This is a genomic window from Staphylococcus sp. 8AQ (assembly GCF_902506595.1).
GTDB classification, from domain to species: Bacteria; Bacillota; Bacilli; order Staphylococcales; family Staphylococcaceae; genus Staphylococcus; species Staphylococcus pasteuri.
Genome location: NZ_LR733871.1, coordinates 1,405,120 through 1,430,261 on the forward strand (window position 1 = coordinate 1,405,120; position 25,142 = coordinate 1,430,261).

The window sequence follows — 25,142 nt, forward strand, 5'->3', positions numbered from 1 at the left end:
TAAATTAGGGTATAGATATGTTATGAATCTATTTGGGAGATGTAAAAAATCTTGATTATTCTAAATATTAAGGAGGTTTATCTGTTTGAATTCAATTGAGCAATTATTTAACAATAGTAAACAGTATTTCAGTACACATCAAACTAAAGATATTAAATTTAGAAAGCACCAATTAAAAATGCTAAGTAAAAGTATTAAGCATTATGAAAATGATTTACTTGAAGCCTTACATACCGATTTAGGTAAAAGTAACGTCGAAGCTTATGCTACTGAAATTGGGATTTTATTAAAAAGTATTAAATTAGCACGTAAAGAACTTAAAAATTGGTCTAAAACTAAACAAGTAGATACACCGTTATATCTTTTCCCTACTAAAAGTTATATTAAAAAAGATCCATATGGGACTGTACTAATTATTGGTCCGTTTAACTACCCTGTTCAATTAACTTTTGAACCTTTAATAGGCGCCATTGCTGCAGGTAATACTGCAATTATTAAACCATCTGAGCTTACACCAAATGTATCTTCAGTTATTCGTAAAATTATCGAAAACACTTTTAAACCTGAATATATTGCAGTTGTTGAAGGTGGAATTGAAGAAACAAACGATTTAATCCATTTACCTTTTGACTACATGTTTTTCACTGGTAGTGAAAAAGTAGGTAAAATTGTTTATCAAGCTGCTAGCGAAAATCTTGTACCGGTTACACTTGAACTCGGTGGTAAATCCCCTGTCATTATAGATGAAACAGCTAACTTAAAAGTAGCTAGCGAAAGAATTGCTTTTGGTAAGTTTACGAATGCAGGTCAAACTTGTGTTGCTCCTGATTACATTTTGGTAGATAAAAAAGTAAAAGATGATTTTATTAAATCATTGAAACAAACAATTACAGAATTTTATGGTTCGCAAATACAAAACAGTCCAGATTTTGGAAGAATCGTAAATAATAAACACTTTAATCGTTTAAATGATTTACTTACACAGCATCAAAATAATGTCGCGTTTGGTGGTCATAGTGATGAATCTGACTTATATATTGAACCAACTATTATAGATGATGTTGAGACTTCTGATTTAATTATGCAAGAAGAAATATTTGGTCCATTGCTACCTATCATTAGTTATGAACAATTTGATGATGCATTTTCTATAATTCAAGCACGATCTAAACCATTAAGTCTTTATTTATTTAGCGAAGATGAAAACTCCACACATCGTGTACTTAATGAGCTTTCATTTGGTGGTGGTGCAATTAACGATACATTAATGCATTTAGCTAATCCAAATTTACCATTTGGTGGTGTTGGTCTATCTGGTATGGGTCAATATCATGGAAAATATTCATTTGATACATTTTCTCATGATAAATCTTATACTTTTAAATCAACACGCTTAGAATCTAGTCTATACTTCCCACCTTATAAAGGAAAACTCAAGTATATTAAAGCCTTTTTCAAAAATTAATATTTATGTATAAAGAATCCCTCAAGTTATGGTAACTTGAGGGATTCAATCTTATAGTTAAAAGATAACGCAAACACCTTCTGGCGCATTTGTTGCCTCATCTATTAAAGTTAATGTTCCTTTATTTTTATCTCTTTCAAATACAGTTACTTTAGATTGACCTTCTTGATGAGCGCAAATTAAATATTGATCTGATTCAGTAATATTGAAATCACGTGGAAACTCATCGCCACTTAATACAATATCGACAAGTTCAAGTTTAGCCCCATTTTCTAATACTTTATAAATAGCAATACTATCATGGCCACGATTACTTACATATAAAAATTGTTGATCATGTGATAAATGAACCGCTGCTAATTTTGTGGCACCTTTATAATCCTCAGGAATCGTTAAATGACGTTCCAATTCTTCAAAATGGCCATCATTATATTTTGTCACACTTACGATATTTGATAATTCATGTACGACATATGCATAATTTCCGTTTTCATGAAAAGCAATATGTCGAGTTCCATCAGCTGGGGTAAACTGAGAAACAGCATGTTCGTTTAGACCATTATCTCCATAAGTATATGCCACAATGCGATCTGTACCCAGGTCTGTTCCAACTACATATTTACCATCTGGTGTTTCATTTAAAAAATGAACATGTGCATGATCTTGTCTTTCATGTGGTCCAAGCGGAAAATCATGTTCTAATTCTTGAATCAATTTTTCTATTTCTCCTGTAGTAGGGTTTAATTTATATATTCTTGCTAATCCTGCACCATAAACCGCTTCAAATAGAAATGCACCATTTGTCGATACTTGTATATAACAACCTGTTCCATTTTGCGAAGCTAAGCATTTATTTATTAATGTTAATTGACCATCATTTCCAATTTTAAAACTTGCGACACCACAATTATCGCCTTCTTTTGTTATCGCATATAAAAATTGATCGTTTCTTGTTAAATAAGTAGATGCCTCTATTTGATTTGCTGTTTCTACTTGTGTCATTTGGCCTTGTTGTTCATCGAAATCAAATTGATAAATACCTTGTCCATTGTTTTTAGTATATGAACCGATATAACCTTTTGTCATTTTAAAACGCCTCCATTTCACTTATCTCTATTCTATTAAATTTAGACGTCTAAAGACAAACTTTTAAGTACAAATTACGACATAAAAATATGTGAGGCTTAATTTAAATTGATTCGAATGTGTTGAGAGACTATTTTTGATGGAATAGGAAATTAAATCTTGCAAAATAGAACGTATGTTCGTATAATGTAATTATAAATATCGAGGTGATTGAAAGATGATTAATGATTTAAATAATAGTCAATTGGATTATCGAAATATACCACGTAACAAATTAGATAGAGATATTCCTAAGGGACGTGGCATGGTTAAATGGGCACCATTTGCTACACTACCAGAGCAATTTGAAACAATATATCAATATATTATTGACCAAAATAAAATTGAACGCCCCATACTTTCAGAAGACCAATTATCTGAATTGAATTTTCGTTTATATCAATCCCTTCAATTAAACCAACCTGTTATCGTTAAATATTATGACGCTGGTTACTTTAAATCAATCGAACTTAATATTGAGCGTATTGATGCCATTACTTTTGAAGTTGAAGGCTATCAATCACATTCTTCTGAGAAATATAAACTCTCTATATTAGATATTATAGCTATTTCCCCTTCTTAAAAACTATTTTAAGGTAAATAAAAAAGCCACTGATGACTATCTCATCAGTGACTCTTAATTAATTTGAAGTCAAATTAATTGTTATTTTCGATATCTGAAACGATTTCTTTAGTTTTTCTTTCGATATCTTCAAAGTCTTTTTTGAAAATATAAGCAAATGCAACTACACCTACACCTGCAACAACTGTAGTAATAGCTACTAAACTAAATACAAATTTAAATAAACCTTTAATAAAGTTCCACATTAAAATTCACCTCTATATTTGATATGCATATCTACAATACCATATGATAGCATATTTATCGTAATCAATAAATACATACCCTTTGTACTGATAATATAAGCTTCATTTCATCAAATTTATGATAGTATAGACATATAAAAAAACGACTGATTTAAAAATCAGTCGCTATTTCATAATTAATGAAACTATCTGTTCCACCAAGTACTAATTGCAGCTTTTGCACGTTGATACGCTTTATACATAGTATCACCCCTAAATAGATAATTTAAATATTATCAATAACTAGTTACAATATTATTATATATAAATTTACTTAAAATAACAATTAAAGTAATATTAATATTTTATTACAATATGTAAATTTTTATTAAGGAGCATATTTATAATGCAAAAAGTTCAAACCGATATAATGACACATAGAGGATCCCACTATGATTTAGGTGTTCAAACCGGTAATTGGTTAAAACAAACCGAATTATTAAAGAATCGTGAACAAGAATGGAAAAAAAGAATACCTCGATTTGATATAGACATTAATGAAACCCACTCAATCTTTCAAACATACGCTCCAAAAATTTGGGAAGAAATTATGGGAATGCAAGATGTATTAAAATTACCTACACGACAAATGATTTTAAATTTTGCTCATTATCGTTTCACAGATTTAAAAGATAGTGGTTGTACTGTATTTAGAGGACAAGATTATATTGTTCGAAATTATGATTATCACCCCGCAACATATGATGGTAGATACTTATTATTTCAACCTAATGATGGAGGATTAGCGCAAATTGGTCCCACTTCAAGAGTCACTGGTAGAATGGATGGAATGAATGAAGCCTGTTTAGTTATGGCATATAATTTCATGCACCGTAAAAAGCCTGATAATGGTTTCGTTTGCTATATGATTGGAAGATTAATATTAGAACTTTGTAAAGATGTAGATGAAGCCATTCAACTATTAAAAGACCTTCCACACCGTAGTTCTTTCAGTTACATTTTAATGGATAAAGAATTAAATAATGCAATAGTTGAAGTTACACCAAGAGATATCCAAGTACGATACGATAATATCTGTACTAATCATTATGAAATATTAACCCATGAAAACAGAAACTATACTCAAGAATCCAAAGAACGATTGGCACGTACAGTTAATCAAACTCATACTCAATTAGATAAACACGAGGCATTTAAACTCTTTAATGATCCACAATATAAAATATATAGCAAACTTTTTAGAAGTTGGTCAGGTACTATTCATACTACTATGTATGAACCAAAATCCCTAACTGCATGGATGACTTTAGGTGAAAATAAGGCCCCATCTTCTATTAATTTTAATGACTGGTTAAATGGTATGGAATTACAACAAACATCATTTGAAGGTTTAATTGATAGCGACTTAACGTTTGCAACATATTAAAAAAAGTACAAAAGGAAAGTTTAAATTATTTTCCTTTTGTACTTATCTCATTTTTATTTAATCGTGATATCTCCATCAACAGTATAAAATTCTAAAACATTGTTACTTTTCCCTACTTTACTTTCATGGAAGTTTTTATTTTTAATTAAAGATTGTCCTTTACTTGGTTTCAACTTCAATAAGGTATCTTGAGGTTTATCTTTATATTTAAAACTAATATTTCCATCTTTCGTGGAAGCTTTTATATCAGATTCAGATGGCATATTTTTAAAATTAATATCTCCTTGATTTAATAGGAATATGGAATTATTAATTTTGTTATGTCGAGTATTAATTTCACCTTTGTCTATGTTAATATGCGTATCTTTAATTTTAGAGTTATTCATTGAAAAATCTAAATTTTTAGCTTTAATATCAGAATCATTAAATTCACTTTTGTTTATAAATATTTGCCCATAATTATTATTTATTAAAGATTTTTTCACTTTAATATCTTCTATAAAGTAATTTCCATTTATAGAATCTACAGATAATGTGTTTAACTTTTTATTGGGTACTTCAATAACTATTAAGTTATCTCTTTTTCTAAACGGATTTAAATTAATAGCATATCCTCTATTTACATTCTTTTTCTCTGTCACTTTTAAATTCTCTTTGTTTTTATTAACTTTAACGTTGCTGTCTCCATTATATTTAACTTTAAATTTTGGACCTTTTACCAATTTAACATTAGCATATTCTGATTTTATAGATATATTTTTAAAGTTATAATTCGGATAGGTTTCATTAAATTTCTTTTCTTCATAATTTTGTTTCTCAAAGGCAAACCATGTGATAGTTGCACCTATAAAGAAAACAATAAAAATGATAAGACCTGAAAACATTAGCTTTCTCATCTTTGAACGCGTCCTTTAATTGTTTTAATATACCATTTCAAATATTTTAAAATAAGTCTATAAATTCCTTCTAACACTTTAAAAGTTAAGACTATCAACATTAATCCTAAACCAGAATATGCAATAGAAAATAAAATATTACTGGTAGAATCATGTATACCTTTATAAATGGAAGATATAACTAAAATTAGAGGCATAAAAATTAAAAATACTGAAACAATCAATAACATCACAAATATCAAACTAATTAAAAATACTGGGATTAGAACTAAAAATATAGATAATAAACCTAAACTTAGTGAGGCTGTAACAGCTCTAATGATGTTATGAAAAGTCGGTTTAACTTCCGCATATTCAATCGCACTACTAGCTTTAACTTGTTTAGCTATATCCTCAGGTTCTTTAAGTTCTTTTACTATTTCTGCTTCAGACTTTCCTTTCAATTCTTCTTCATAAAAATAATGTTCATAGTCAAACATTTTTTTATCTTTTTCTTTCTTGGGAAGTTCATCTAGGGATACTTCTAATTCATTTAAAAATGTGATTTTATCCATAGTATTGTCACTCTTTCTGCCAATTTTTCTATATTAGTTGCAATACTAATGTCCAACTATTCTCTACTTACTAAAAAACTCGATACGTTTTACTATATCATCTTTATATAAAATATTTAATTTCATGTGGTTATCGCGGTCTCTGTATGTAATAGATTGATAATTTTTACCTATTTTATTTTTTTGATAATTACTACCTAAGGAATTAATAGCTTGATCAATATGGCTACCAATTTTAACATCAAAGTTAGTAGGAACATCTTTATCTTTAACTAGTACAATTCCTTTTACGATATTTTTCTTTTTATGAACTTTTAACGTTAAATCATTATGTTCTCTATGATTATAGAACGTATAACGATCTACTTTAATATTTTTATTTACCTTATAATTTTTCTTATGAAATTGATCATTTAAATGTATACCATTTATTGAAGTATTTGATAAATCGACAATTTTTATATTGTTATAAATTGAAATACCAATAAGAAGTAAGATACTTAAAATTAAAAATAGTATCGTAATTACCCAACGATTCTGTATACGCAATGATGGTCACCACTTTCGACTTATTATATTAAATATAGCATAAGGTTTATTTACTTTCATCTTACGTCATACTTTTCATTAAATGAGAGAATTTTTAAAATATTTTAATTTATTTACACTTTAGAAATTGGTATAATGTATAAAATAATTAAAGGAGGTTTTTACGATGACTCGTTTAGAAACATATTTCAAAAAAAGCCAAGACATCGGACCTTATATTGAACAAATGCAAGAAAATAAAGATAATCTAGTTTCTATTTATAATTCTTTTAAGTTACCTGAAGATGATGAGAGATTAGAAAAATTAAAATCCTCTAATTATTCTAATGTATTAGTAATTACAGAAGATTGGTGTGGCGATGCAATGATGAATCTACCAATACTTAAGCATATCGCCGAAGCTCTAAATTTACATGTAAAAGTATTCCACCGCGATGATGATACTCAACTTATCGATCAATATTTAACAAATGGAAAATCTCGTTCTATACCTATTTTTGTATTTTTAAATGATCAATACGAACAAGAAACAGTTTGGGGTCCACGCGCTAAAGAAGTTCAAGCGTTTGTGACAAACTTACGCGAAGACACATTACCAAGTAAAGAACATCCAGATTATGATGATAAAGTAAAAGAAACACATTTAATTATTTCTAATCGATATAAAACAGACTCATCTTTTTGGAGTGCTGTGTATAATTCAATCATCGATCAAATGCTATATAAATAAATCATATTTAAGATGAAGCTATTTAATTTTAAGTAGCTTCATCTTTTTTAAATTAGTCTCCAATTTAATTTTTAACATGTTTCTTCTACATAAAAACCGGGACCATATAGCCCCGGATGATAACAATTTATATATCTCGTTTTGCGGCATATAATACATTTGCAATAAATAATACTACAATTGACGCTATAGATATAAACCATTGCCAATGTGAAAATGATATATCTGATGAAGTCATTTTCTCAGTCAAATAAGTGAATGGAATATATTTAAATGACTTATGAATGTCATCACCAATATTTGGAATTAATCCAACAAGTGGTTGGATAAATGGAACAATTAATAATAGGAATATACCTAAAGTAAATATAACAGCTGGTTTCTCAACTGCTAATGTAATTAAGAATAAAAATAAACCAAAGAATAGGAAGAAGATAAGGTAAAACCAAATATTTGTTAAAAAGTTATCTCCATCTATACTTTTACCTTTAGTAGTTGCTTCTATAATAATAATTACTAAATATTGAATTAATGTAAATAAAAATGAAATTAAGATCATAGAAATTGTTTTAGCAATAATATAACCAATTCTACTGCTCATTTTGTTCATGTATAATTGAATTGTACCTTGTGAATAATCTCTAGTGATTGTTTTAATGATAAATAATAAACCAGCGAATAAGAATAACCAATTGGCCATAATAAATACCATCGTATAATTCACTTTATGACCAGGATTATAATTTGCCATCATCGTAGCTTGAAAAACAGTTAAACCTACCACAAGTATAAACGCAATATACGTAAGTGGACTTTTAATAATACTTATTAAATCGTGTTTTACTAATTGTAACGCTCTCATTATTTATCACCTCTTTGATTGATATTAAAGTAAGTATCACGTAATGAGCTTTTACGTGTTTCAATATATTTAGGATAAATATTGAGTTTAGCAAGTGATTGTATTACATCTTTATAGTTACTTTGTGCTTTAATAATAATCTCACCATTATCTTTACTAGATTGTTGAACATGGAATTTTTCTGTCAATATTTCTAATGATTTTCCAAAGTCTTCTTTATCAATCGTAATAATTGTACTATCTTTAGGTCCACCATCTTTCATATTCACATCTTGCACAAATGTGCCATCTCTTAAAAATACTGCTCTATCACAAATCAATTCAATATCTTCTAACTTATGACTAGAAATTAAAATTTTCATCTCTAATTGTTTAACAAGTGATTGAATCGTTTTAAGTACGTCTATAGAACCATCAGGATCCATACCATTTGTTGGCTCATCTAAAATTAAGTATTTAGGTTTATTCATTAGAGACACCGCAATTGCTAATTTTTGTTTCATTCCCATTGAATATTTTTTAACTTTTTTCTTGATATAAGGTCTCATACCAAAAGCATCTATAATGTGATCAGCATACTTTTTATCGAAACCTTTACCTAATACTTGTGCAAATAATTTTAAATTATATAAACCAGTTTTATTATCATACAATTTAGGATGTTCTATTAAATAACCTACATTTTCATCATTTGGCAAATTAACTTTACCTTCAAAATTAATAATATTTCCATTCATTACTTTCATTAAGGTTGTTTTACCAACACCATTTTTACCAATTAGCCCTACTATCTGACTATTGCCGAAATCAAAATCGATATGATCAATTACCGTATTGTGTCCATACTTTTTTGTAATTTGTTCTAACTTCATTGTAGACCTCCTTTAATGAGTACGTTTTTTTATTTTATTTATTTGAATGATGTAATTAATAATTAAACCTATGAGACTTAAAACTAAAAATCCATAATTTAAAAAATATGAATAAAAGTATGGAATTTGACTATGGTTTAAAAATATATAATTAATTAAAATGAGTATAACGGATAAAAGAAAAGGTAATACAAACATAATTAAAATAATATATGCTATATAAGATACACGTTCTGTTTTAAATTCAGTACTCTTCCTAAATGCGATTGGAATAGACAAAAAGTTCGCTACAATATAAGCATATGTAGTAGAAAAGTAAATTGAATTTGTCTGTATTGAGTCTGATTCGTAACCATATAAAGTTATGACTACTGCACCAAATAAAGTAAATAATATACATGTAATATAATTTGCATTTAACATATTTTTTCTAGAGACTGGTAAACTAGCAAAAAATAAAAATGCTTTGTCGCCACCTAATCGTCTATGAAATCTAAATAGATGACCTGCATCAAGTAAAGATACAATCATTAAAACTAATCCTATTGGTATTGCAAACATTGACTTTAATAACGGATTAGGTTTCATTAAAAATATATAAATTGGATAAAATAAAATGAGTGCTGTGTATAAAGATAATGTTAAATATCTTAATTTTACATTTCTAATCAAAAGTTGTTTCATTTGATAGCCTCACTTTCTTTAGTAAAGGCATGAGTGGAATTACTTTTATATTTTTCTAAGTAAATCATCAATTCTTCAATGCTAGGATTTTGAATTTCAATTTGACTACCAAACAGTTCTTTAAATATACTAGCATACTGCGTTAATGCTTTATAACCAGTTCTTCTACTTTCTTTATAAATCAATAGGTCTTCTAACTCATTATCAAGGTCCTCATTAAAACCTTTGACTATTTTAAACTGATTAATTAAATCTTCTAAAGAATCATTTAATATGATTTCTCCATCTCGTATATATACTAAATAATCTGCAATTTTTTCTAAATCCGAAATAATATGTGTTGAAATAAAAACTGTTTTTTCTTCATCAATCAGTTCTTGTTGAATAATTTCTAAAACTTCATTTCTAACTATGGGATCTAATCCTGATGTTGGTTCATCTAATACAAATATCTCTGAATGATGACTAAAAGCAATTGCAAGAGACAATTTCATTTTCATACCTGTAGAAAATTGATTGATTTTTTGTTTATATGGTAATTCAAATTTATGTAGATAATGTTGAAATAAATCTTTATCCCATTTTTTATAAAATGGAGATATGATACTTTCTAATTTCTTTATAGACCACTTTTCATTGAAATAAGTCTCAGAATAAACAAAACCTATTTTATTCTTTAAATCAATAGGATTATTTATCATACTATCCCCTAAAATCGAAATACTACCGCTATCACATTGCATTAAATCCATAATTAATCGTATGACTGTTGTTTTCCCTGCACCATTAGCACCAATGAATCCTGTCACAAATCCACGAGGTACTTCAAAAGATACGTTTTTAAGTTGAAAATTATGATCCGAGTAATTAACTTTATTCAATTCTATAGCGTTCATAATTATTCCTCCTCATATATTAAAGAAAGAATTTCTTGAAGTTCTTCCAAAGACATTCCAATTGTCTTCGCTTCTTTAGTCATTGATTTAGCTAAATTCTCAATAACGAAGAACTGTTTTTCTTTAAGAATTGAATTATCTTGCTCTTTTACAAATGTGCCTTTACCTCTTATCGTAGTTACAAATCCATCTTTCTCTAAATCTTCATAAGCTCGTTTAGTTGTAATTAAACTCACTTGCAAATCTTTTGCTAACTCACGCATTGAAGGTAAATGTTCACCTGAAGATACGTATCCTTTTAAAATATTCTCTTTAATTTGTTGTTTAATTTGTTCATATATGGGATGTTCACTGGTGTTTTTCAAAATAATTTTCATTGATGTCCCCCTTTTCTTCTGTATATATACAATATACACACTATATACACTTTTGTAAAGGGTAACTATTAAAATGACTGTATAGAGAATTTAACTAGAACATTTAAATGCATAGACAATATATATACACAGTAAAAAAACAGTATGAACATTTTCATACTGTCTAAAATAAATTATTCAATTCACTTAAATTATTATTTCCTTTTACGGCGATCATTATTTCTGCTAATAAATGCACAAATCATAAACATAATGGCTGCAAGTAAAAGTTTTATTCCTGAAGATTCGTTACCTGTAGCTTGTAAGTAATAACCAATAATGAATAATAAGACTGCTAATACTACAAATATTTTAGTCATATGCTTCACTGTACTCACCTCAATAGTATAAATTATATCAAATTTTGTTTTATAGATGTACTCTATTCATTTATTATATTGATTGCGATATGTTTAACGTAATGTTACTATAAATTTGTATCCACAAATTATACTACACAACCCCAAACCTGGTACCAGCAGGCTTGGGGTTATTTTTGTGTACGGTCATCTATTTGTCTTTCCAATTGATTTCTAACCAAATTCTAAAGACAACTAGTAGTCCACCTGTTAATAAAGTGATAATTCCATCTTGCCACCACGTCATTATACTACACCTCCCAAATGCAAAGTGTCATATATGTCGATGACCTAAGATTATCTTAACACAAAAACAGAACGTATGTTCGTATTTATATTAGAAAATCTTTTCAATAACTAAATCTTAACTAAGAATACTTTATCTTTAGTTAAATTCAAGCTAATATAAAGATAATGACTTTATTTTATAAAAGCGAGGTTATTCAATATGAACCCATTAGCCCAAAATTTAAATGAGCAACTTAATAATTCAAATCCAGAAATTTTACATATGCTTTCTGATTTGGGTCAAAAAATGTTTTATCCAAAAGGTATACTTTCTCAATCTGCTGAAGCTAAAAGTACTCAATATAATGCAACTATTGGGATGGCAACTAATGATAAAGGTAAAATGTATGCAGATTCATTAAATCAAATGTTTAATGATTTAACACCAGATGAAATTTTTCCTTATGCACCACCTCAAGGTGTCGAAGAATTACGTGACTTATGGCAAGCAAAAATGTTAAAAGACAATCCAGATTTAACTAAACAAGTAATGACACGTCCAATTGTCACTAACGCACTTACACATGGTCTTTCACTTGTAGCAGATTTATTTATAAATTCTGGAGATACTGTTTTATTACCTGAACATAATTGGGGAAATTATAAACTTGTTTTTGATACTCGTAATAATGCAAATATTTCAACTTACCCAATTTTTGATGAAAATGGACATTATACTACTGATGAGTTAGTTAAAACATTAGAATCTTATAATCAAGATAAAGTAGTAATGATTCTTAATTATCCTAACAATCCAACTGGCTATACACCTAATAAAGATGAAGTACAAACAATTGTTAAAGCTATTGAACAATTGGCTAGTAAAGGAACTCAAGTTGTAGCTGTTATCGACGACGCTTATTATGGTTTGTTTTACGAAGACGTATATACACAATCCTTATTCACTGCATTAACTAATATCAATTCTAAAAATGTGTTACCTGTACGATTAGATGGTGCTACAAAAGAATTCTTTGCTTGGGGATTCCGTGTTGGATTTATCACATTTGGTGTTGAAGATGAAATTGCAAAAGATGTATTGGAAACAAAAACTAAAGGTCTAATTCGTAGTAATATTTCAAGTGGACCACTTCCATCACAAAGTGCAGTTAAACATGTATTGAAGAATAACGATCAATTTAATAAAGAAATCGAGCAAAATATTACGACCTTACGTGAACGATATGAAGTTACAAAATCAGTAGTTTACGACGAAAAATATGCTTCACACTGGCAAGCTTATGACTTTAATTCTGGTTATTTTATGGCGATAAAAGTTAAAGATGTTGACCCTGAAACATTACGTAAACATCTGATTGAACAATATTCAATTGGTGTTATTGCATTAAATCAAACAGATATACGTATTGCGTTTAGTTGTGTTGAAAAATCTGATATTCCTCATGTATTTGATTCGATTGCAAAAGCTATTGATGATTTACGTTAAAGTTAAGATAAAAAGGTTAGACCAAATAATGGTCTAACCTTTTTAATATTGGTAATTAAGTTGTAGTTATATAAAAATCAATAAAATAAAACCTATAATTGCAAATGAAAATGGTCCAAATGTTTTTAATTTATCTTTTATAGTTATTCCCATAATACCATCAATTAATTGAACTAATACTAGTGAAAATTGCAATGAAGTAATACATAATGTACCTCTAATTTTTAGTAATTTTAAAAATTTTTATTACTATTCAATTCTATATTAAGTCAATTTAAAAGTCTTTCTTTTTGGGTCTGAATTTCAAAATTGTTAAACCTAAAATTAATATTAACTGATTAGTAGTACGAGTTGTCCCAGTATTTATACTACCTGTTTCAGGTAATTGTGACTTTTTATCTTTTATCGTTTTAAAACTATTTTCTTCTACCTTCACTGACTTAGATTCTGATAGAGTAACTTTATTAGTCTGTTTAGAAGAGGGTTTAAATGTAATAATTGCCTTTTGTTTATTAGAAATAGTTATTTGGACAGTATTACTCTTTTCACTATTTCTAATTGAACTATTAGCAAGGATTTTACTACCGTTGAGTTTGTTAATATCTTTAATGGTAATTACACCAGTTTTCTCATTAATATTGATACCATGGATTTTTTTATTAAACTTCCACGTTTTTCCAATTTTATTTGAAGTAATATCTATAATTTTTCCATTCGGTTTTACAATATTTATACTTACTTTATCTGTATTATCTTGTGGTGTGATTGTTATATGCTTCTTTTGTTTATCTAATTGGATTATCGGTGGTTTTGGTGCAGTTTCTTTATAAGAAACTTTAGCAGTAACTTCGCTTGGATCACTATTTCCTTGTGTGGCTTGGATTGTGACATGGCTACCGTTTTGAACACCGTCATGAGTTATTGTGATTACACCTTTAATAATATCAATGTTAATGCCTTTTACTTTATCATTTAATGACCATTTGTCTTCTGCTTTTGTTGCGATTATTTCTTTCTGTTGACCATTTGGATCTATATACTTCACTACCATTTTGTCTGTATTATCTTTTGGTGTAATTGTTACACTAGCTTCTTGGTCATTTGTTGTTATTACTGGTGCGGCTGGTGTTGTTTCTTTATTTGGTACTTTAATAGTTACTTCACTTGGATTGCTATTTCCTTGCATGGCTTTGACGGTTACTTCGCTGTCGTTTTGAACGCCGTCATGAGTTACTGTAACTACACCGCTAGTATTATCAATGTTAATGCCTTTTACCTTATCGTTTAGTGACCATTTGTTTTCTATTTTTGTTGCGCTTATCTCTTTCTGTTGACCATTTGAGTCAATATACTTCACTACCATTTTATCTGTATTGTCTTGTGGTGTGATTGTTATACTTGCTTCTTGGTTATTTGATGTGATCACTGGTGCGGCTGGTGTTGTTTCTTTATTTGGTACTAGTGTAGTTACTTCGCTTGGATTGCTATTTCCTTGTGTAGCTTGAACTGTGACATTACTTCTATTTTGAACACCATCATGAGTTATAGTGATTACTCCATTTGTTCCATCAATGTTTATACCATCTACATTATCGTTTAGTGACCATTTGTCTCCATCTTTTGTTGCTACTACTTATTTCGAATCACCATTTGGATCTATATACTTCACTACCATTTTGTCTGTATTGTCTTGTGGTGTGATTGTTATACTTGCTTCTTGGTCATTTGTTGTTATCACTGGTGCGGCTGGTGTTGTTTCTTTATTTGGTACTTGTGTAGTTACTTCGCTTGGATTGCTATTTCCTTGCGTGGCTTGAACTCTAACTTCGCTACCATTTTGAACACCATCATGAGTAATAGTCAATAAACCTGTTGTTGGGTTAATTGCAAAGCCTTGTGGATTATTTTCTATTGTCCACTGTTCCCCAACTTTCGTAGCTACTACTTCTTTCGAATCTCCATTTGGATCTATATATTTCACTACTATTTTATCTGTATTGTCTTGTGGTGTGATTGTTACACTAGCTTCTTGATCATCTGATGATATAACTGGTGCGATAGGTGTTGCTTGTTTTAAAGGTATTCTATCTCTAGCTATTAAGCTAGAATCACTATTTCCATAATTTGATTCTGCGGTTACTTCACTGCCAACTTGAACTCCTTCATAATTAACAACCACTTCTCCGTTAATATCATTTATGCTTATGCCTTTAGGATTGTCGTTTAATTCCCAATGATCACCAATTTTTGTGGCAACTACTTCTTTTGATTCTCCATTTACACCAATATAATTTATCGTCATTTTATCAGTATCGCCTTGTGGTTGAATTATCAAACTAGCTTCTTCTTCATTTTTAATAATTGCTGGCTCAGGTGGTGCAATCTCTTTAACTGGCATGATTGCCCTAACTAAATTACTAGGATCACTATTTCCTTGTGTAGCGCTAGCAGTTATCTCACTATGTGGTGCGACACCTATATAATTAATAGCGATTCCGCCTGTTTTAGGATTAATAGTAAACCCTGCAGGTGGCTCATTTAATATCCAATTATTTCCTTCTTTTTTGGCAATTAATTTAGACATCATTCCATCAGGATTAACATAATTTATTTCTACTTTATCCGCATTATTTGGCGGTGTAACAACTGTATACACATATTCATTGTTAGTAGTTATTTTCGGTTCTTGATGAGAAAGTAGTTTAAGATTTATTTTTTCTTGTTCTAATTCAGTTGTTAGTTGGTTTATAATTTCCTGACTCTTTCTTTCTGCTATTGGCGTATTATTTAATGCTTCATTTAAAATGGATTTAGCTTCTTCTAATTTAGCTTTTAAATTATTTACAGAATTAGCCGTAAATTCAGATTCATTAATAGTACTTAAGTATTGTTTAATATTATTATATTTATCGTTCAATTCTTCTTTATACATCAAAATATCAACTTGTTGTTGATTAACAATATTAGCACCTATTTTTTGAATATCATTACCTCTATATGGGGCATCTGTTTTGTACGTTACATTTCCATTTAAATCAATTGTATTCGGTTGTGTAGCAGGAAAATCAATTGTGTAAGTTATATTTTTGGTAGCACCTGCATCAATTTTGCCAGCATCGAGAGTTAAAGTGTTAGTAGCTTCATCAAAATTTGTACTTACGTCAGTTGCAGAAATAAACTTGGAACCTGCTGGAAATGACACTACGTATTTTGTTTCTTTAGATCGAAAATGTCCTTTATTTTCAAGTGATACTGAAATCGTACCTCTAGCATAATTTGAGTTTGCAGAATCACTTCTAAAATCATATTTGATTTCATCAACATTTGAAGTTATATATGCACCACTATTAGCCCTTACTCTACTAACTATTCCACCATATAAATAACTCTTATTAGTTCCAAATCCTTGTTGAGCACCTGTTTGAGTAGAAGTTAATATTTTCACATCAGCAACAGGTAGAAATGCAAGTCTTAATCTATTAACATCTTCAGGTACATTAATCATGAACGATAATCTTCCTGTAGGATATTTCCCCATACCATTAAGTGTCTTATCATAGTATACCTTTGAACCATCTACACTAGTTACTTTGGCTTTAACTCCTGGCCAAGAGTTAATGACATTTAAAGCTGAGGAAACATACTCTACTACTAATTCTGAACCTGGATTAACGTCGATATCTTGATAAATACCAGCTACTCTTGGATCTAGTACTTTTCTATTATAACCATCAGTAGTTCTAGCTAATATTACGCCATATGGTGCGTTAGAATCACTCATGAAGGAACTATATTTTTTCCCTGCAGTTGTCAAAGTCATTGGATATTCAGGATCTGAAACAGTTGATAAACTATGCCATCCATCAACTCCTGTAACTACTGTAAGCTTATCTGTATTACTTGGTAAGTTTCCTCCAGTTACTTGCTCAAAATTACCATTTCGCAGTTCAGTGTTTATTTCATTTTTGTTTAATGGATCATTACTTTTATCATTATTAATAGGTTGGTTAGCCGATCTAAAAGATGTATCTCTATTTTGGTTTTTTATTGTACTATGTCTGTTATTCTTATTAGGCTCAGTATTATTCGCTGGTATTCCGTTAGTCACTAATTGATCGTCATTATTTATTAAACGATTCTTTTTAGTTTCATTTAAATCTACGTTATTTTCTCTTTTTAATAGTGAAGCCGAATTAATAAATTCTTGATAATAATCATCTATTTCTTTTTGAGTAGCTTGATTTTCAATAAATTGATCAGCATTTACTAACTTAGTTTTAAATTGTTGAACAGAATCATTCGTTTTATTTGATAAATCAATGTTCTTATATTGATTTATTAATTTCTTTAATTTTTCATTGTTTCCAACCGATGACTCTTCTGACTTTATATTATTGCTTCTAAATTGATTTGTTTGATTAGAATCTATTTGATTGTTTTCATCATATTCTTTTTGGACTTGGTTTGCATCAATTTGATTATTAGTTTCTCCACTTGCCTTTGAATTTGTGCTAGCGGAGTTACTATTTTTTTGTGCTTCAAAATTATTGGTCGTTAGTGTATTTGTTTGATTAGTTTCCTCTGCAGCACTTGCGCTATTCATATGACCAAATGATAAATATATAGATGCTACAGCAATACTTGTAGCACCATATCCTCTTAACTTTCTAATTGAAAAAATTTTTTGTTAACTTCTTCTTGGTTGTAATTTCTAGGTTGATTCACTTTTAATTTTTTCTCCTTTTTGTCAATGTGATTATATTCAAGTAGCGTGACGTTCGTTTATACCATTCAATAGCAAATTAAAATATTTTGAAATAAAAATTACAATAAATAATATAACATCTAGTAAGTGGTAAGACAACTATTTTATTTTACTAAAAACTTCACTATTTATAATAAATTATTAATAAAATTTTAATTTTTATATTATGAAACCTTCATTTTATATAAAAAGAAAAACTTTCTAGCAGTTTTACCACTAGAAAGTTTTTTTTGATAGATTTCTATTTGATGACACTTTAAAAATTTATTATTATCTTTTATTTAATTTACATCATACCTGGCATTCCGCCACCCATTCCAGCTGAATCATTTTGATCTTTGTCAGGAATAGATGCAACAACCGCTTCAGTTGTTAAGAACATTGCGGCTACACTTGCTGCATGTTGTAAAGCTGAACGAGTTACTTTAGTAGGATCTACTATACCTTCTTCAAGCATATTAACCCATTCATTTGTTGCTGCATTAAAACCAACGCCTGTTTCTGCATTTTTTAATCGTTCAACAATGATTGAACCTTCTAAACCAGCGTTTTCAGCAATTTGTCTTACAGGCGCTTGTAATGCTTTTAAGACAATATTCACACCTGTTTCAACGTCTCCTTCTGCTTCAATTTCACTTACTTTTTTGTAAATATTAACTAAGGCAGTTCCACCACCAGCAACAATTCCTTCTTCTACTGCAGCTCTAGTTGAGTTCAATGCATCTTCAATACGCAATTTACGCTCTTTAAGTTCTGTTTCACTAGCAGCACCTACTTTAATTACTGCAACACCGCCAGCTAATTTAGCAAGGCGTTCTTGTAATTTTTCTTTATCAAAGTCAGAATCCGTTTCTTCAATTTGAGCTTTAATTTGACTAACACGAGCGTCGATGTTATTTTCATCGCCGTCACCGTCAACTACAGTTGTATTATCTTTAGTGACTTCAACTTTGTTTGCAGTACCTAACATATCAATTGAAGCATCTTTTAAATCTAATCCTAAATCATCAGTAATCACTTGAGCACCTGTTAAAATAGCTAAATCTTCTAACATTGCCTTACGACGATCACCAAAACCAGGTGCTTTAACTGCAACTGCCGTAAATGTTCCACGCATACGGTTTAATACGATATTAGTTAACGCATCACCTTCTACTTCATCAGCAACAATTAAAATTGGACGATTTGATTGAACAACTTGTTCTAATAACAGTAAAATATCTTGGAATGATGATATTTTCTTGTCAGTTACTAAAATATATGGTCTTTCTAATTCAGCAATCATTTTATCTGAATCTGTTACCATGTATGGTGATTGATATCCTCTATCAAATTGCATACCTTCAACGACTTCTAATTCAGTATTAAATCCACTAGATTCTTCAATTGTAATAACACCGTCATTACCAACTTTTTCCATTGCTTCTGAAATGTATTTACCAATTTCTTCGTCAGCTGCAGAAATAGCACCTACTTGAGCAATTTCATTTTTATTTTCAACTTTTTGAGAAATATCATGTAATGCTTCAACTGCTACTTGTACTGCTTTATCGATACCTTGTCTTAAACCAACAGGATTAGCGCCACTTGTTACGTTTTTAAGACCTTCTTGAATCATCGCTTGTGCTAAAACTGTTGCTGTTGTTGTACCATCACCGGCAATTTCATTAGTTTTATTAGCGACTTCTTGTACTAATTTAGCACCCATATTTTCATAAGGATCTTCTAATTCTATTTCTTTTGCAATTGTTACACCATCATTTGTAATTAATGGTGCTGTGTATTCTTTGTCTAATACAACGTTACGCCCTTTTGGACCAATAGTTACTTTTACAGCATTCGCTAATTTATCTACACCGCGTAACATTGATTGACGTGCATCTTCTGAAAATTTTAAGTCTTTAGCCATTATGTCTGACCTCCAGTATAATAAGTAATTTCATGTTTTAATTTGTATGTTTTATTTATTCTTCAATAATTGCTAATATGTCATCTTCATTTAATACGATGTATGTTTCATCGCCTCGTTTAACTTCTGTTCCTGCATATTGTTGAAATACAATTGTATCTCCTTCATTAACTTCAGGAGCAACTCTAGAACCATCGTCTAATAAGCGGCCTTTACCCACTACTTTAACGATACCTTCATTTGATTTTTCTTTAGCACTATCAGTTAATACGATACCGCTTTTTGTTGTTTGTTCTTGTTCTTTTCTTTCAATAATCACACGATTTCCTAATGGTTTAAGCATGATTGTTCCTCCTCGTGATCACAAATTTTAGCACTTTGACTTTTAGAGTGCTAAACTACTTTTAATAATAATCAAATTTGGTCAATATTTCAAGTCAAAGCACTCTTAAATAATTTTGTACATTAAGTTTATTTACGATAAAATAAACTATAAACAGAAAATCGGAGGTTCATTATGAATAGATTTTGGGTATCTTTATTAACGATATTCATCTATGCCTTAGCTCAATTCTTACCTGGTATCATTTTAGGAAGTGGATTAGTTCATCTTGAAAAAGGCATGAAAACAACTCAATTTATGATATATACGCAAGTTTCATTATTTATTATTGCAGCTATCATAATTATTTTAATCAATTTAAAAATTAAAAATCCTACTAAACTTGAAGCTGGTTTTAAAGAACCTAAACGTTATATTTTAAGTTGGGCATTACTTGGTTTTTGTATCGTTATGCTTTATCAGGTCGTTGTTAGTTTAATTTATGTTGCGATTACAGGGCAACAACAACCGAGTCCAAATACAGAAAGACTTATGGCAATCGCAAGACAAATGCCAATATTTATTTTATTAGTTTCAATAGTAGGTCCAATTTTAGAGGAATTTGTATTCAGAAAAGTACTCTTTGGTGAATTATATAACGCGATTAAAGGAAATCGAATTGTTGCCTTTTTAATAGCTTCAATTGTTAGTTCCCTTTTATTTGCATTAGCACATAACGACTTTAAATTTATACCAATGTATTTTGGTATGGGCATGATTTTCTCCTTAGCCTACACTTATACTAATAGAATAGCTGTTCCAATAATCATTCATATGCTACAAAATGGAACGGTAGTAGTTATGCAAGTCTTTGGTGGAGAATCACTTAAAAAAGTCCAAGAACAAGCCAGTTTTATAATCCAATTGATTTTTAATTAGATATTTATATAACAATAGAGCCAGTCACTATTTTCAGTGATTGGCTCTATCTATGTTTAATATACTTATTTTAATTATACTTCTTCATCTTCTTTTCTACGCTTAAATATAAATGCAATGATAACGCCTATAAAAATAGCTATGATACTACTACTTAGTGCAATTATAGTTCTATTCATTTTTGTATCTTTTTGATAGCTCTCTTTATGTTGATTTGATGTGTTTACTTTATCGTCGCTATGATTTTTAAAAGCGCTTGTATTTTTATCTTCTTTATCTTCTGGCTTTTTAAGTTCTGGCATTGAGCCAATATCTCCTGTAATTAAAGCTAAAACTTGTTCATCTAAGTTTTGATAATATGCTTTTGAATCTAAAGGATTAAAATACTGAAATCTGAAGTAATTTGATTTTTGCTGTAAAGAATTGAGGTATTGATTTCCACTAAACGTTTCTTTTCTAAAGATATTATAAATATCCCTATCAGATATAGCTCCATCCGAATCATTTAATTGATGAATTTGATTAATAACAAAAGGATTATATTTATAAGAACCATTTGCTAAAGAATTAAATCTTCTAATTAATGACTGTTGGTTTGACGTATGTTCAAATCCTTTTTGACTATTAAATATTGATTCAGGATTGTTCCACATAAATCTATTACTATCATATGTCGATGTATTACCTTGTGAATTAGATTTTTTTAATGGACCACTTGATTGGTTTGAATCATCAAATTTCGGCATTAATTGTATTAAATTATTATTTTGATAACGTCCATTATATTGGTTATTTGATGAGTTTTGTGAATTACTTGGTCTTTGGTACTTAGGCAGGTTTGGGACTCTATTATCAGAATTAGACTGATTTTGATTTACGTTACCGGATGAATGGTTAGATCCATTTGAGTTGTTTTGTTGATGATTGTCGTTTGTAGGTTTCTGATTTGAATTAGGTTTGTTAGGTTGATTACCATTTTGACCTTGTCCATTATGATTTGGATTATTATTATCTTGATCTTTACTAGGTTGATGACTATTTGTGCCTCCATTGTGATCATTAGACGGTTTGTCATGTTGATTTGACCCATTATTTTGATTATTGTCGTGGTTGTCATCCTTACCACTGTTTGAATCATTTGAGCTATTATTATCGTCTTGATTGTCGCCTTTACCACTATTTGAATCGTTTGAGCCATTATTATCGTCTTGATCATCTTTGCCAGTATTTGAACCATTATTATCTGATGAATTATTATCATTTTTATCATTTGATTGATTATTGTTTGAATCTGAATTGTCGTTTTGATTAGATCCATTATCATTTCCATTGTCGGAATTACTTTGACCGCTATCGTTGTTGTCATTACCATTTTGTGAGTCATTTTTTCCATTTGAGTTTGATGAATCATCATTATTATCAGCGTTACTATTTTGGTTATTGTCTTTACCAGAATCGCTATTATTTCCTGAATTATTATTTTGTTGGGCTGAGTCTGAAGGTTGTGATGAATTATCATTTGTATTTGAACCTTCATTAGATGCATTCGAATCATTTGTTCCTTCATTAGTGTTATTATCAGAATTTGTGTCTTGATTTTCATTTGAAGATGATTCATTAGTCTCTGAATTAGTTTTATTATCCTGAGAACTAGAAGTATTATCATCTTTATTAGAGTTATTTTGTTGGGCTGTATCATTTTGATGTGTTGTATTAGGGTTTTCAGCTGCATGGACTGAATTACTAATTAATGAAGTACTTAAAATCAATGCAAAACTTGACAACATTATCTTGCTTTTGGGTTTATTATGCATTAATAGTCACCTCCTCCTACTAATTGTTTACTATTCAAGTATATATAAATTATCCTAAGAATGCATTGATATATGTTTATTGAAAAATAATATTAATACTTTTGAAATTTTCTAGTAATTATTTGTTTACTTTGATGAGTATAATATTTATACTTAAATTATAAATAGTTATTAACTATAACAAAGGAGAATGATTATGGGTTTATTTAGTAAAAAAAATGATGAAGTATCATTTAATGATGCTATGGAACAACGTCGTACCATTTATAATTTAGAAAGTACAATTTCAATAGACGATTCAGAATTAGAAGAATTAATTGCACATGCTGTTAAACATGTACCTTCAGCTTTTAATTCACAATCAACACGTATCGTTTTATTATTAAATGATAAAAATGAAAAATTCTGGGAAAACACTAAAGAAATTTTAAAAGAAACAATGGGTCCTGATCGTGACTTTGAACCAACACGTCAAAAAATTGATAATTTCAAACATTCATATGGCACAATTCTTTATTATGAAGATAAAGATGTTATTACTGGTTTACAAGAAAAAATGCCAAACTTCTATGATAATTTTGAAATTTGGTCTAACCAAACTAATGCAATGCACCAATATGCAATTTGGACAGCATTAGCAACTAAAGGTATCGGTGCTTCATTACAACACTATAATCCAATTGTTGATGAAGCTACTGCGAACGAATTCAATATTCCTAAAACTTGGAAATTAGTTGCTCAAATGCCATTTGGTAATGTGCGTGAAGAAGCTGGCGAAAAAGATATTAAACCAGTTGAACCTCGTTTCCTTATCAAAAGATAATTTTGTATAATATATGTAAGTGAGATAAATTCTGCTATGGATTTATCTCACTTTTTTGATATATAGCAATTTATTTAGTATCTTATAGTTAATCTTAATTGAGGAGTGATATATATGAAAGTTCAGTTATTTCAAATATATATCGAGTATGGTCAAGCAGAGCAAAATAAAACCAAAATCAAACAATGGTTTGAAAATGAATTAGAAAATGATACTGATGTTGTCGTCCTTCCAGAAATGTGGAACAACGGATATGCATTAGAAAAATTAAATGAACTTGCAGACAAAGATTTAAATGACAGTTTACCGTTTATCTCTAATCTCGCTCAAACTTATCAAGTTGATATTATTGCTGGTTCTGTATCAAATCAAATTGGTCAAAATATTTATAATACCGCCTTTTCGGTCCTATCAAATGGCAAGTGTATTAATCGATATAACAAAGTTCATTTAGTGCCTATGCTTAGTGAACCTGACTTTATGTCTCCAGGTAAACAAGTGCCTGAACCTTTTGAACTTTCAGATGGAATTTTAGCTACTCAAATCATTTGCTATGATTTAAGATTTCCTGAATTACTAAGATATCCTGCACGAAGTGGCGCTCAAATTGCATTTTATGTAGCGCAATGGCCAACTGTAAGATTAAATCACTGGCTAGCATTATTAAAAGCACGTGCAATTGAAAATGATATGTTTGTAGTAGGTACAAACAGTTGTGGTAATGATGGTCAAACTGATTATGCTGGTTATTCTATTGTCATAAACCCAAATGGTGAAGTTATTGCAGATTTAGGAAGTGATGAAAGTACTTTATCTATAGATATCGACGTTAATGAAGTATCAGAACAACGTCAAGCTATTCCAGTTTTTGATAATTTAAAACTCAATTTATATAAATAATAGCTAAACACGCTTAACAATACCTCGTTGGGCGTGTTTTTATGTATAAAAATAAGCCGTGAGCTTGGGAGGAACTCACGGCTTTAGATAACTTATTATTAAGGGAATGTTTTTACAGTTATTTTTCAATCTATTTTTTGGGGATGTTATTAATTATGAAAAATTTTAGTGAATTTATCTATTTTATAATGATAAATTGAATGTTGTTTACGATAGCTTACATGCTAGAAAATACCTAATTAAAGGTAGCTAAGAATAATACGTAACACTGAG

Annotated in this window: 26 protein-coding genes; 8 read left to right on the plus strand and 18 right to left on the minus strand. The window is 29.4% G+C overall.

Annotated features, from left to right (window positions below; genetic code table 11):
- The first annotated feature begins 85 nt into the window (after positions 1-85).
- Positions 86-1,465 (plus strand): aldehyde dehydrogenase, encoded by a 1,380-nt coding sequence (locus GVY01_RS06955; RefSeq protein WP_017637886.1) that lies wholly within the window; start codon positions 86-88, stop codon positions 1,463-1,465.
- A gap of 57 nt (positions 1,466-1,522) precedes the next feature.
- On the opposite strand, the gene pglS is transcribed toward GVY01_RS06955, so the two are convergent.
- Positions 1,523-2,551: a 6-phosphogluconolactonase gene (gene pglS, locus GVY01_RS06960; protein ID WP_017637887.1), complete on the minus strand. Its 1,029-nt coding sequence runs from the start codon at positions 2,549-2,551 to the stop codon at positions 1,523-1,525.
- A 217-nt stretch (positions 2,552-2,768) separates the two neighbouring features.
- Here pglS and GVY01_RS06965 point away from each other — a divergent pair, with 217 nt between their 5' ends.
- Entirely contained in the window at positions 2,769-3,173 is a 405-nt protein-coding gene (locus tag GVY01_RS06965; RefSeq protein ID WP_017637888.1) for a YolD-like family protein, read from the plus strand.
- Between the two features lie 74 nt (positions 3,174-3,247).
- Here GVY01_RS06965 and GVY01_RS06970 read toward each other — a convergent pair whose 3' ends face one another.
- Positions 3,248-3,418, minus strand: coding sequence for a hypothetical protein (locus GVY01_RS06970; protein WP_017637889.1), 171 nt, complete (start codon positions 3,416-3,418; stop codon positions 3,248-3,250).
- A 385-nt stretch (positions 3,419-3,803) separates the two neighbouring features.
- Here GVY01_RS06970 and GVY01_RS06975 point away from each other — a divergent pair, with 385 nt between their 5' ends.
- Entirely contained in the window at positions 3,804-4,844 is a 1,041-nt protein-coding gene (locus GVY01_RS06975) for a C45 family autoproteolytic acyltransferase/hydolase (RefSeq protein WP_017637890.1), read from the plus strand.
- Between the two features lie 53 nt (positions 4,845-4,897).
- Here GVY01_RS06975 and GVY01_RS06980 read toward each other — a convergent pair whose 3' ends face one another.
- The 3 genes from GVY01_RS06980 to GVY01_RS06990 form a co-directional block, all read right to left on the minus strand.
- Positions 4,898-5,740 carry a DUF4097 family beta strand repeat-containing protein gene (locus GVY01_RS06980; protein ID WP_108168266.1) on the minus strand — a complete coding sequence of 281 codons (843 nt, stop codon included), beginning with the start codon at positions 5,738-5,740 and terminating at the stop codon, positions 4,898-4,900.
- Complete coding sequence (locus GVY01_RS06985) at positions 5,737-6,294, minus strand: HAAS signaling domain-containing protein (protein WP_017637750.1); 558 nt, start codon at positions 6,292-6,294, stop codon at positions 5,737-5,739. Before GVY01_RS06985 ends, GVY01_RS06980 begins: the two co-directional genes overlap by 4 nt.
- 63 nt (positions 6,295-6,357) lie before the next feature.
- Entirely contained in the window at positions 6,358-6,843 is a 486-nt protein-coding gene (locus GVY01_RS06990) for a hypothetical protein (protein WP_201294206.1), read from the minus strand.
- Between the two features lie 166 nt (positions 6,844-7,009).
- On the opposite strand from GVY01_RS06990, the gene GVY01_RS06995 reads away from it, so the two are divergent.
- Positions 7,010-7,573, plus strand: a complete 564-nt coding sequence (locus GVY01_RS06995) for a thioredoxin family protein (RefSeq protein WP_029056031.1) — start codon at positions 7,010-7,012, stop codon at positions 7,571-7,573.
- 127 nt (positions 7,574-7,700) lie between these two features.
- Here the strand turns inward: GVY01_RS06995 and pmtD are convergent, their stop codons facing one another.
- From pmtD to GVY01_RS12620, 7 genes are all read right to left on the minus strand, one after another.
- Positions 7,701-8,435: a phenol-soluble modulin export ABC transporter permease subunit PmtD gene (pmtD, locus tag GVY01_RS07000; RefSeq protein WP_046467413.1), complete on the minus strand. Its 735-nt coding sequence runs from the start codon at positions 8,433-8,435 to the stop codon at positions 7,701-7,703.
- Positions 8,435-9,307 carry a phenol-soluble modulin export ABC transporter ATP-binding protein PmtC gene (gene pmtC, locus GVY01_RS07005; protein ID WP_029056033.1) on the minus strand — a complete coding sequence of 291 codons (873 nt, stop codon included), beginning with the start codon at positions 9,305-9,307 and terminating at the stop codon, positions 8,435-8,437. Before pmtC ends, pmtD begins: the two co-directional genes overlap by 1 nt.
- 12 nt (positions 9,308-9,319) lie before the next feature.
- On the minus strand, positions 9,320-9,991 hold the full coding sequence (pmtB, locus tag GVY01_RS07010) for a phenol-soluble modulin export ABC transporter permease subunit PmtB (RefSeq protein WP_029056034.1): 672 nt from the start codon (positions 9,989-9,991) through the stop codon (positions 9,320-9,322).
- Positions 9,988-10,887, minus strand: coding sequence for a phenol-soluble modulin export ABC transporter ATP-binding protein PmtA (gene pmtA, locus GVY01_RS07015; RefSeq protein WP_108168265.1), 900 nt, complete (start codon positions 10,885-10,887; stop codon positions 9,988-9,990). The genes pmtB and pmtA overlap by 4 nt, the downstream gene beginning before the upstream one ends.
- A 2-nt stretch (positions 10,888-10,889) precedes the next feature.
- Entirely contained in the window at positions 10,890-11,264 is a 375-nt protein-coding gene (gene pmtR, locus GVY01_RS07020; protein WP_017638084.1) for a PSM export ABC transporter transcriptional regulator PmtR, read from the minus strand.
- A 194-nt stretch (positions 11,265-11,458) separates the two neighbouring features.
- On the minus strand, positions 11,459-11,632 hold the full coding sequence (locus tag GVY01_RS07025; RefSeq protein ID WP_017638085.1) for an SE1626 family protein: 174 nt from the start codon (positions 11,630-11,632) through the stop codon (positions 11,459-11,461).
- Positions 11,633-11,813: 181 nt separating this feature from the next.
- Positions 11,814-11,909, minus strand: a complete 96-nt coding sequence (locus tag GVY01_RS12620) for a Trp-rich small protein (RefSeq protein ID WP_017638086.1) — start codon at positions 11,907-11,909, stop codon at positions 11,814-11,816.
- Between the two features lie 201 nt (positions 11,910-12,110).
- Between GVY01_RS12620 and GVY01_RS07030 the strand changes: the two genes are divergently transcribed.
- On the plus strand, positions 12,111-13,397 hold the full coding sequence (locus tag GVY01_RS07030) for an aminotransferase class I/II-fold pyridoxal phosphate-dependent enzyme (RefSeq protein ID WP_154828721.1): 1,287 nt from the start codon (positions 12,111-12,113) through the stop codon (positions 13,395-13,397).
- Positions 13,398-13,463: 66 nt separating this feature from the next.
- Here GVY01_RS07030 and GVY01_RS12730 read toward each other — a convergent pair whose 3' ends face one another.
- From GVY01_RS12730 to groES, 5 genes are all read right to left on the minus strand, one after another.
- Entirely contained in the window at positions 13,464-13,592 is a 129-nt protein-coding gene (locus GVY01_RS12730; RefSeq protein ID WP_017638088.1) for a hypothetical protein, read from the minus strand.
- A 79-nt stretch (positions 13,593-13,671) separates the two neighbouring features.
- On the minus strand, positions 13,672-14,823 hold the full coding sequence (locus tag GVY01_RS07035) for a cell wall anchor protein (RefSeq protein WP_159333690.1): 1,152 nt from the start codon (positions 14,821-14,823) through the stop codon (positions 13,672-13,674).
- Positions 14,824-15,030: 207 nt separating this feature from the next.
- Positions 15,031-18,000: a SasC/FmtB family protein gene (locus GVY01_RS07040; RefSeq protein WP_159333691.1), complete on the minus strand. Its 2,970-nt coding sequence runs from the start codon at positions 17,998-18,000 to the stop codon at positions 15,031-15,033.
- A 448-nt stretch (positions 18,001-18,448) separates the two neighbouring features.
- Positions 18,449-20,071 carry a chaperonin GroEL gene (groL, locus tag GVY01_RS07045; protein ID WP_159333692.1) on the minus strand — a complete coding sequence of 541 codons (1,623 nt, stop codon included), beginning with the start codon at positions 20,069-20,071 and terminating at the stop codon, positions 18,449-18,451.
- 55 nt (positions 20,072-20,126) lie between these two features.
- Positions 20,127-20,414, minus strand: a complete 288-nt coding sequence (gene groES / locus GVY01_RS07050) for a co-chaperone GroES (RefSeq protein WP_017638091.1) — start codon at positions 20,412-20,414, stop codon at positions 20,127-20,129.
- A gap of 174 nt (positions 20,415-20,588) precedes the next feature.
- Here groES and mroQ point away from each other — a divergent pair, with 174 nt between their 5' ends.
- Positions 20,589-21,332, plus strand: a complete 744-nt coding sequence (gene mroQ, locus GVY01_RS07055; protein WP_017638092.1) for an intramembrane glutamic endopeptidase MroQ — start codon at positions 20,589-20,591, stop codon at positions 21,330-21,332.
- 74 nt (positions 21,333-21,406) lie between these two features.
- On the opposite strand, the gene GVY01_RS07060 is transcribed toward mroQ, so the two are convergent.
- Entirely contained in the window at positions 21,407-23,146 is a 1,740-nt protein-coding gene (locus GVY01_RS07060; RefSeq protein WP_108017251.1) for an SdrH family protein, read from the minus strand.
- A 196-nt stretch (positions 23,147-23,342) separates the two neighbouring features.
- Here GVY01_RS07060 and GVY01_RS07065 point away from each other — a divergent pair, with 196 nt between their 5' ends.
- Together GVY01_RS07065 and GVY01_RS07070 are read left to right on the plus strand one after the other, a co-directional pair.
- On the plus strand, positions 23,343-23,969 hold the full coding sequence (locus GVY01_RS07065; RefSeq protein WP_017638094.1) for a nitroreductase family protein: 627 nt from the start codon (positions 23,343-23,345) through the stop codon (positions 23,967-23,969).
- A 114-nt stretch (positions 23,970-24,083) separates the two neighbouring features.
- On the plus strand, positions 24,084-24,869 hold the full coding sequence (locus GVY01_RS07070) for a carbon-nitrogen family hydrolase (RefSeq protein ID WP_159333693.1): 786 nt from the start codon (positions 24,084-24,086) through the stop codon (positions 24,867-24,869).
- The last annotated feature ends 273 nt before the right edge of the window (positions 24,870-25,142 follow it).

Coding starts and splice junctions, on each gene's coding strand:
- GVY01_RS06995 (WP_029056031.1), top strand. CDS start 7,010: ATGACTCGTTTAGAAACATATTTCAAAAAAAGCCAAGACATCGGACCT.
- groL (WP_159333692.1), bottom strand. CDS start 20,071: ATGGCTAAAGACTTAAAATTTTCAGAAGATGCACGTCAATCAATGTTA.
- pglS (WP_017637887.1), bottom strand. CDS start 2,551: ATGACAAAAGGTTATATCGGTTCATATACTAAAAACAATGGACAAGGT.
- GVY01_RS07070 (WP_159333693.1), top strand. CDS start 24,084: ATGAAAGTTCAGTTATTTCAAATATATATCGAGTATGGTCAAGCAGAG.
- pmtB (WP_029056034.1), bottom strand. CDS start 9,991: ATGAAACAACTTTTGATTAGAAATGTAAAATTAAGATATTTAACATTA.
- GVY01_RS07060 (WP_108017251.1), bottom strand. CDS start 23,146: ATGCATAATAAACCCAAAAGCAAGATAATGTTGTCAAGTTTTGCATTG.
- GVY01_RS07030 (WP_154828721.1), top strand. CDS start 12,111: ATGAACCCATTAGCCCAAAATTTAAATGAGCAACTTAATAATTCAAAT.
- pmtR (WP_017638084.1), bottom strand. CDS start 11,264: ATGAAAATTATTTTGAAAAACACCAGTGAACATCCCATATATGAACAA.
- GVY01_RS06965 (WP_017637888.1), top strand. CDS start 2,769: ATGATTAATGATTTAAATAATAGTCAATTGGATTATCGAAATATACCA.
- mroQ (WP_017638092.1), top strand. CDS start 20,589: ATGAATAGATTTTGGGTATCTTTATTAACGATATTCATCTATGCCTTA.
- GVY01_RS12620 (WP_017638086.1), bottom strand. CDS start 11,909: ATGACGTGGTGGCAAGATGGAATTATCACTTTATTAACAGGTGGACTA.
- GVY01_RS07065 (WP_017638094.1), top strand. CDS start 23,343: ATGGGTTTATTTAGTAAAAAAAATGATGAAGTATCATTTAATGATGCT.
- GVY01_RS07040 (WP_159333691.1), bottom strand. CDS start 18,000: ATGAATAGCGCAAGTGCTGCAGAGGAAACTAATCAAACAAATACACTA.
- GVY01_RS06970 (WP_017637889.1), bottom strand. CDS start 3,418: ATGTGGAACTTTATTAAAGGTTTATTTAAATTTGTATTTAGTTTAGTA.
- pmtC (WP_029056033.1), bottom strand. CDS start 9,307: ATGAAGTTAGAACAAATTACAAAAAAGTATGGACACAATACGGTAATT.
- pmtA (WP_108168265.1), bottom strand. CDS start 10,887: ATGAACGCTATAGAATTGAATAAAGTTAATTACTCGGATCATAATTTT.
- pmtD (WP_046467413.1), bottom strand. CDS start 8,435: ATGAGAGCGTTACAATTAGTAAAACACGATTTAATAAGTATTATTAAA.
- GVY01_RS06985 (WP_017637750.1), bottom strand. CDS start 6,294: ATGGATAAAATCACATTTTTAAATGAATTAGAAGTATCCCTAGATGAA.
- GVY01_RS06975 (WP_017637890.1), top strand. CDS start 3,804: ATGCAAAAAGTTCAAACCGATATAATGACACATAGAGGATCCCACTAT.
- GVY01_RS06980 (WP_108168266.1), bottom strand. CDS start 5,740: ATGAGAAAGCTAATGTTTTCAGGTCTTATCATTTTTATTGTTTTCTTT.
- groES (WP_017638091.1), bottom strand. CDS start 20,414: ATGCTTAAACCATTAGGAAATCGTGTGATTATTGAAAGAAAAGAACAA.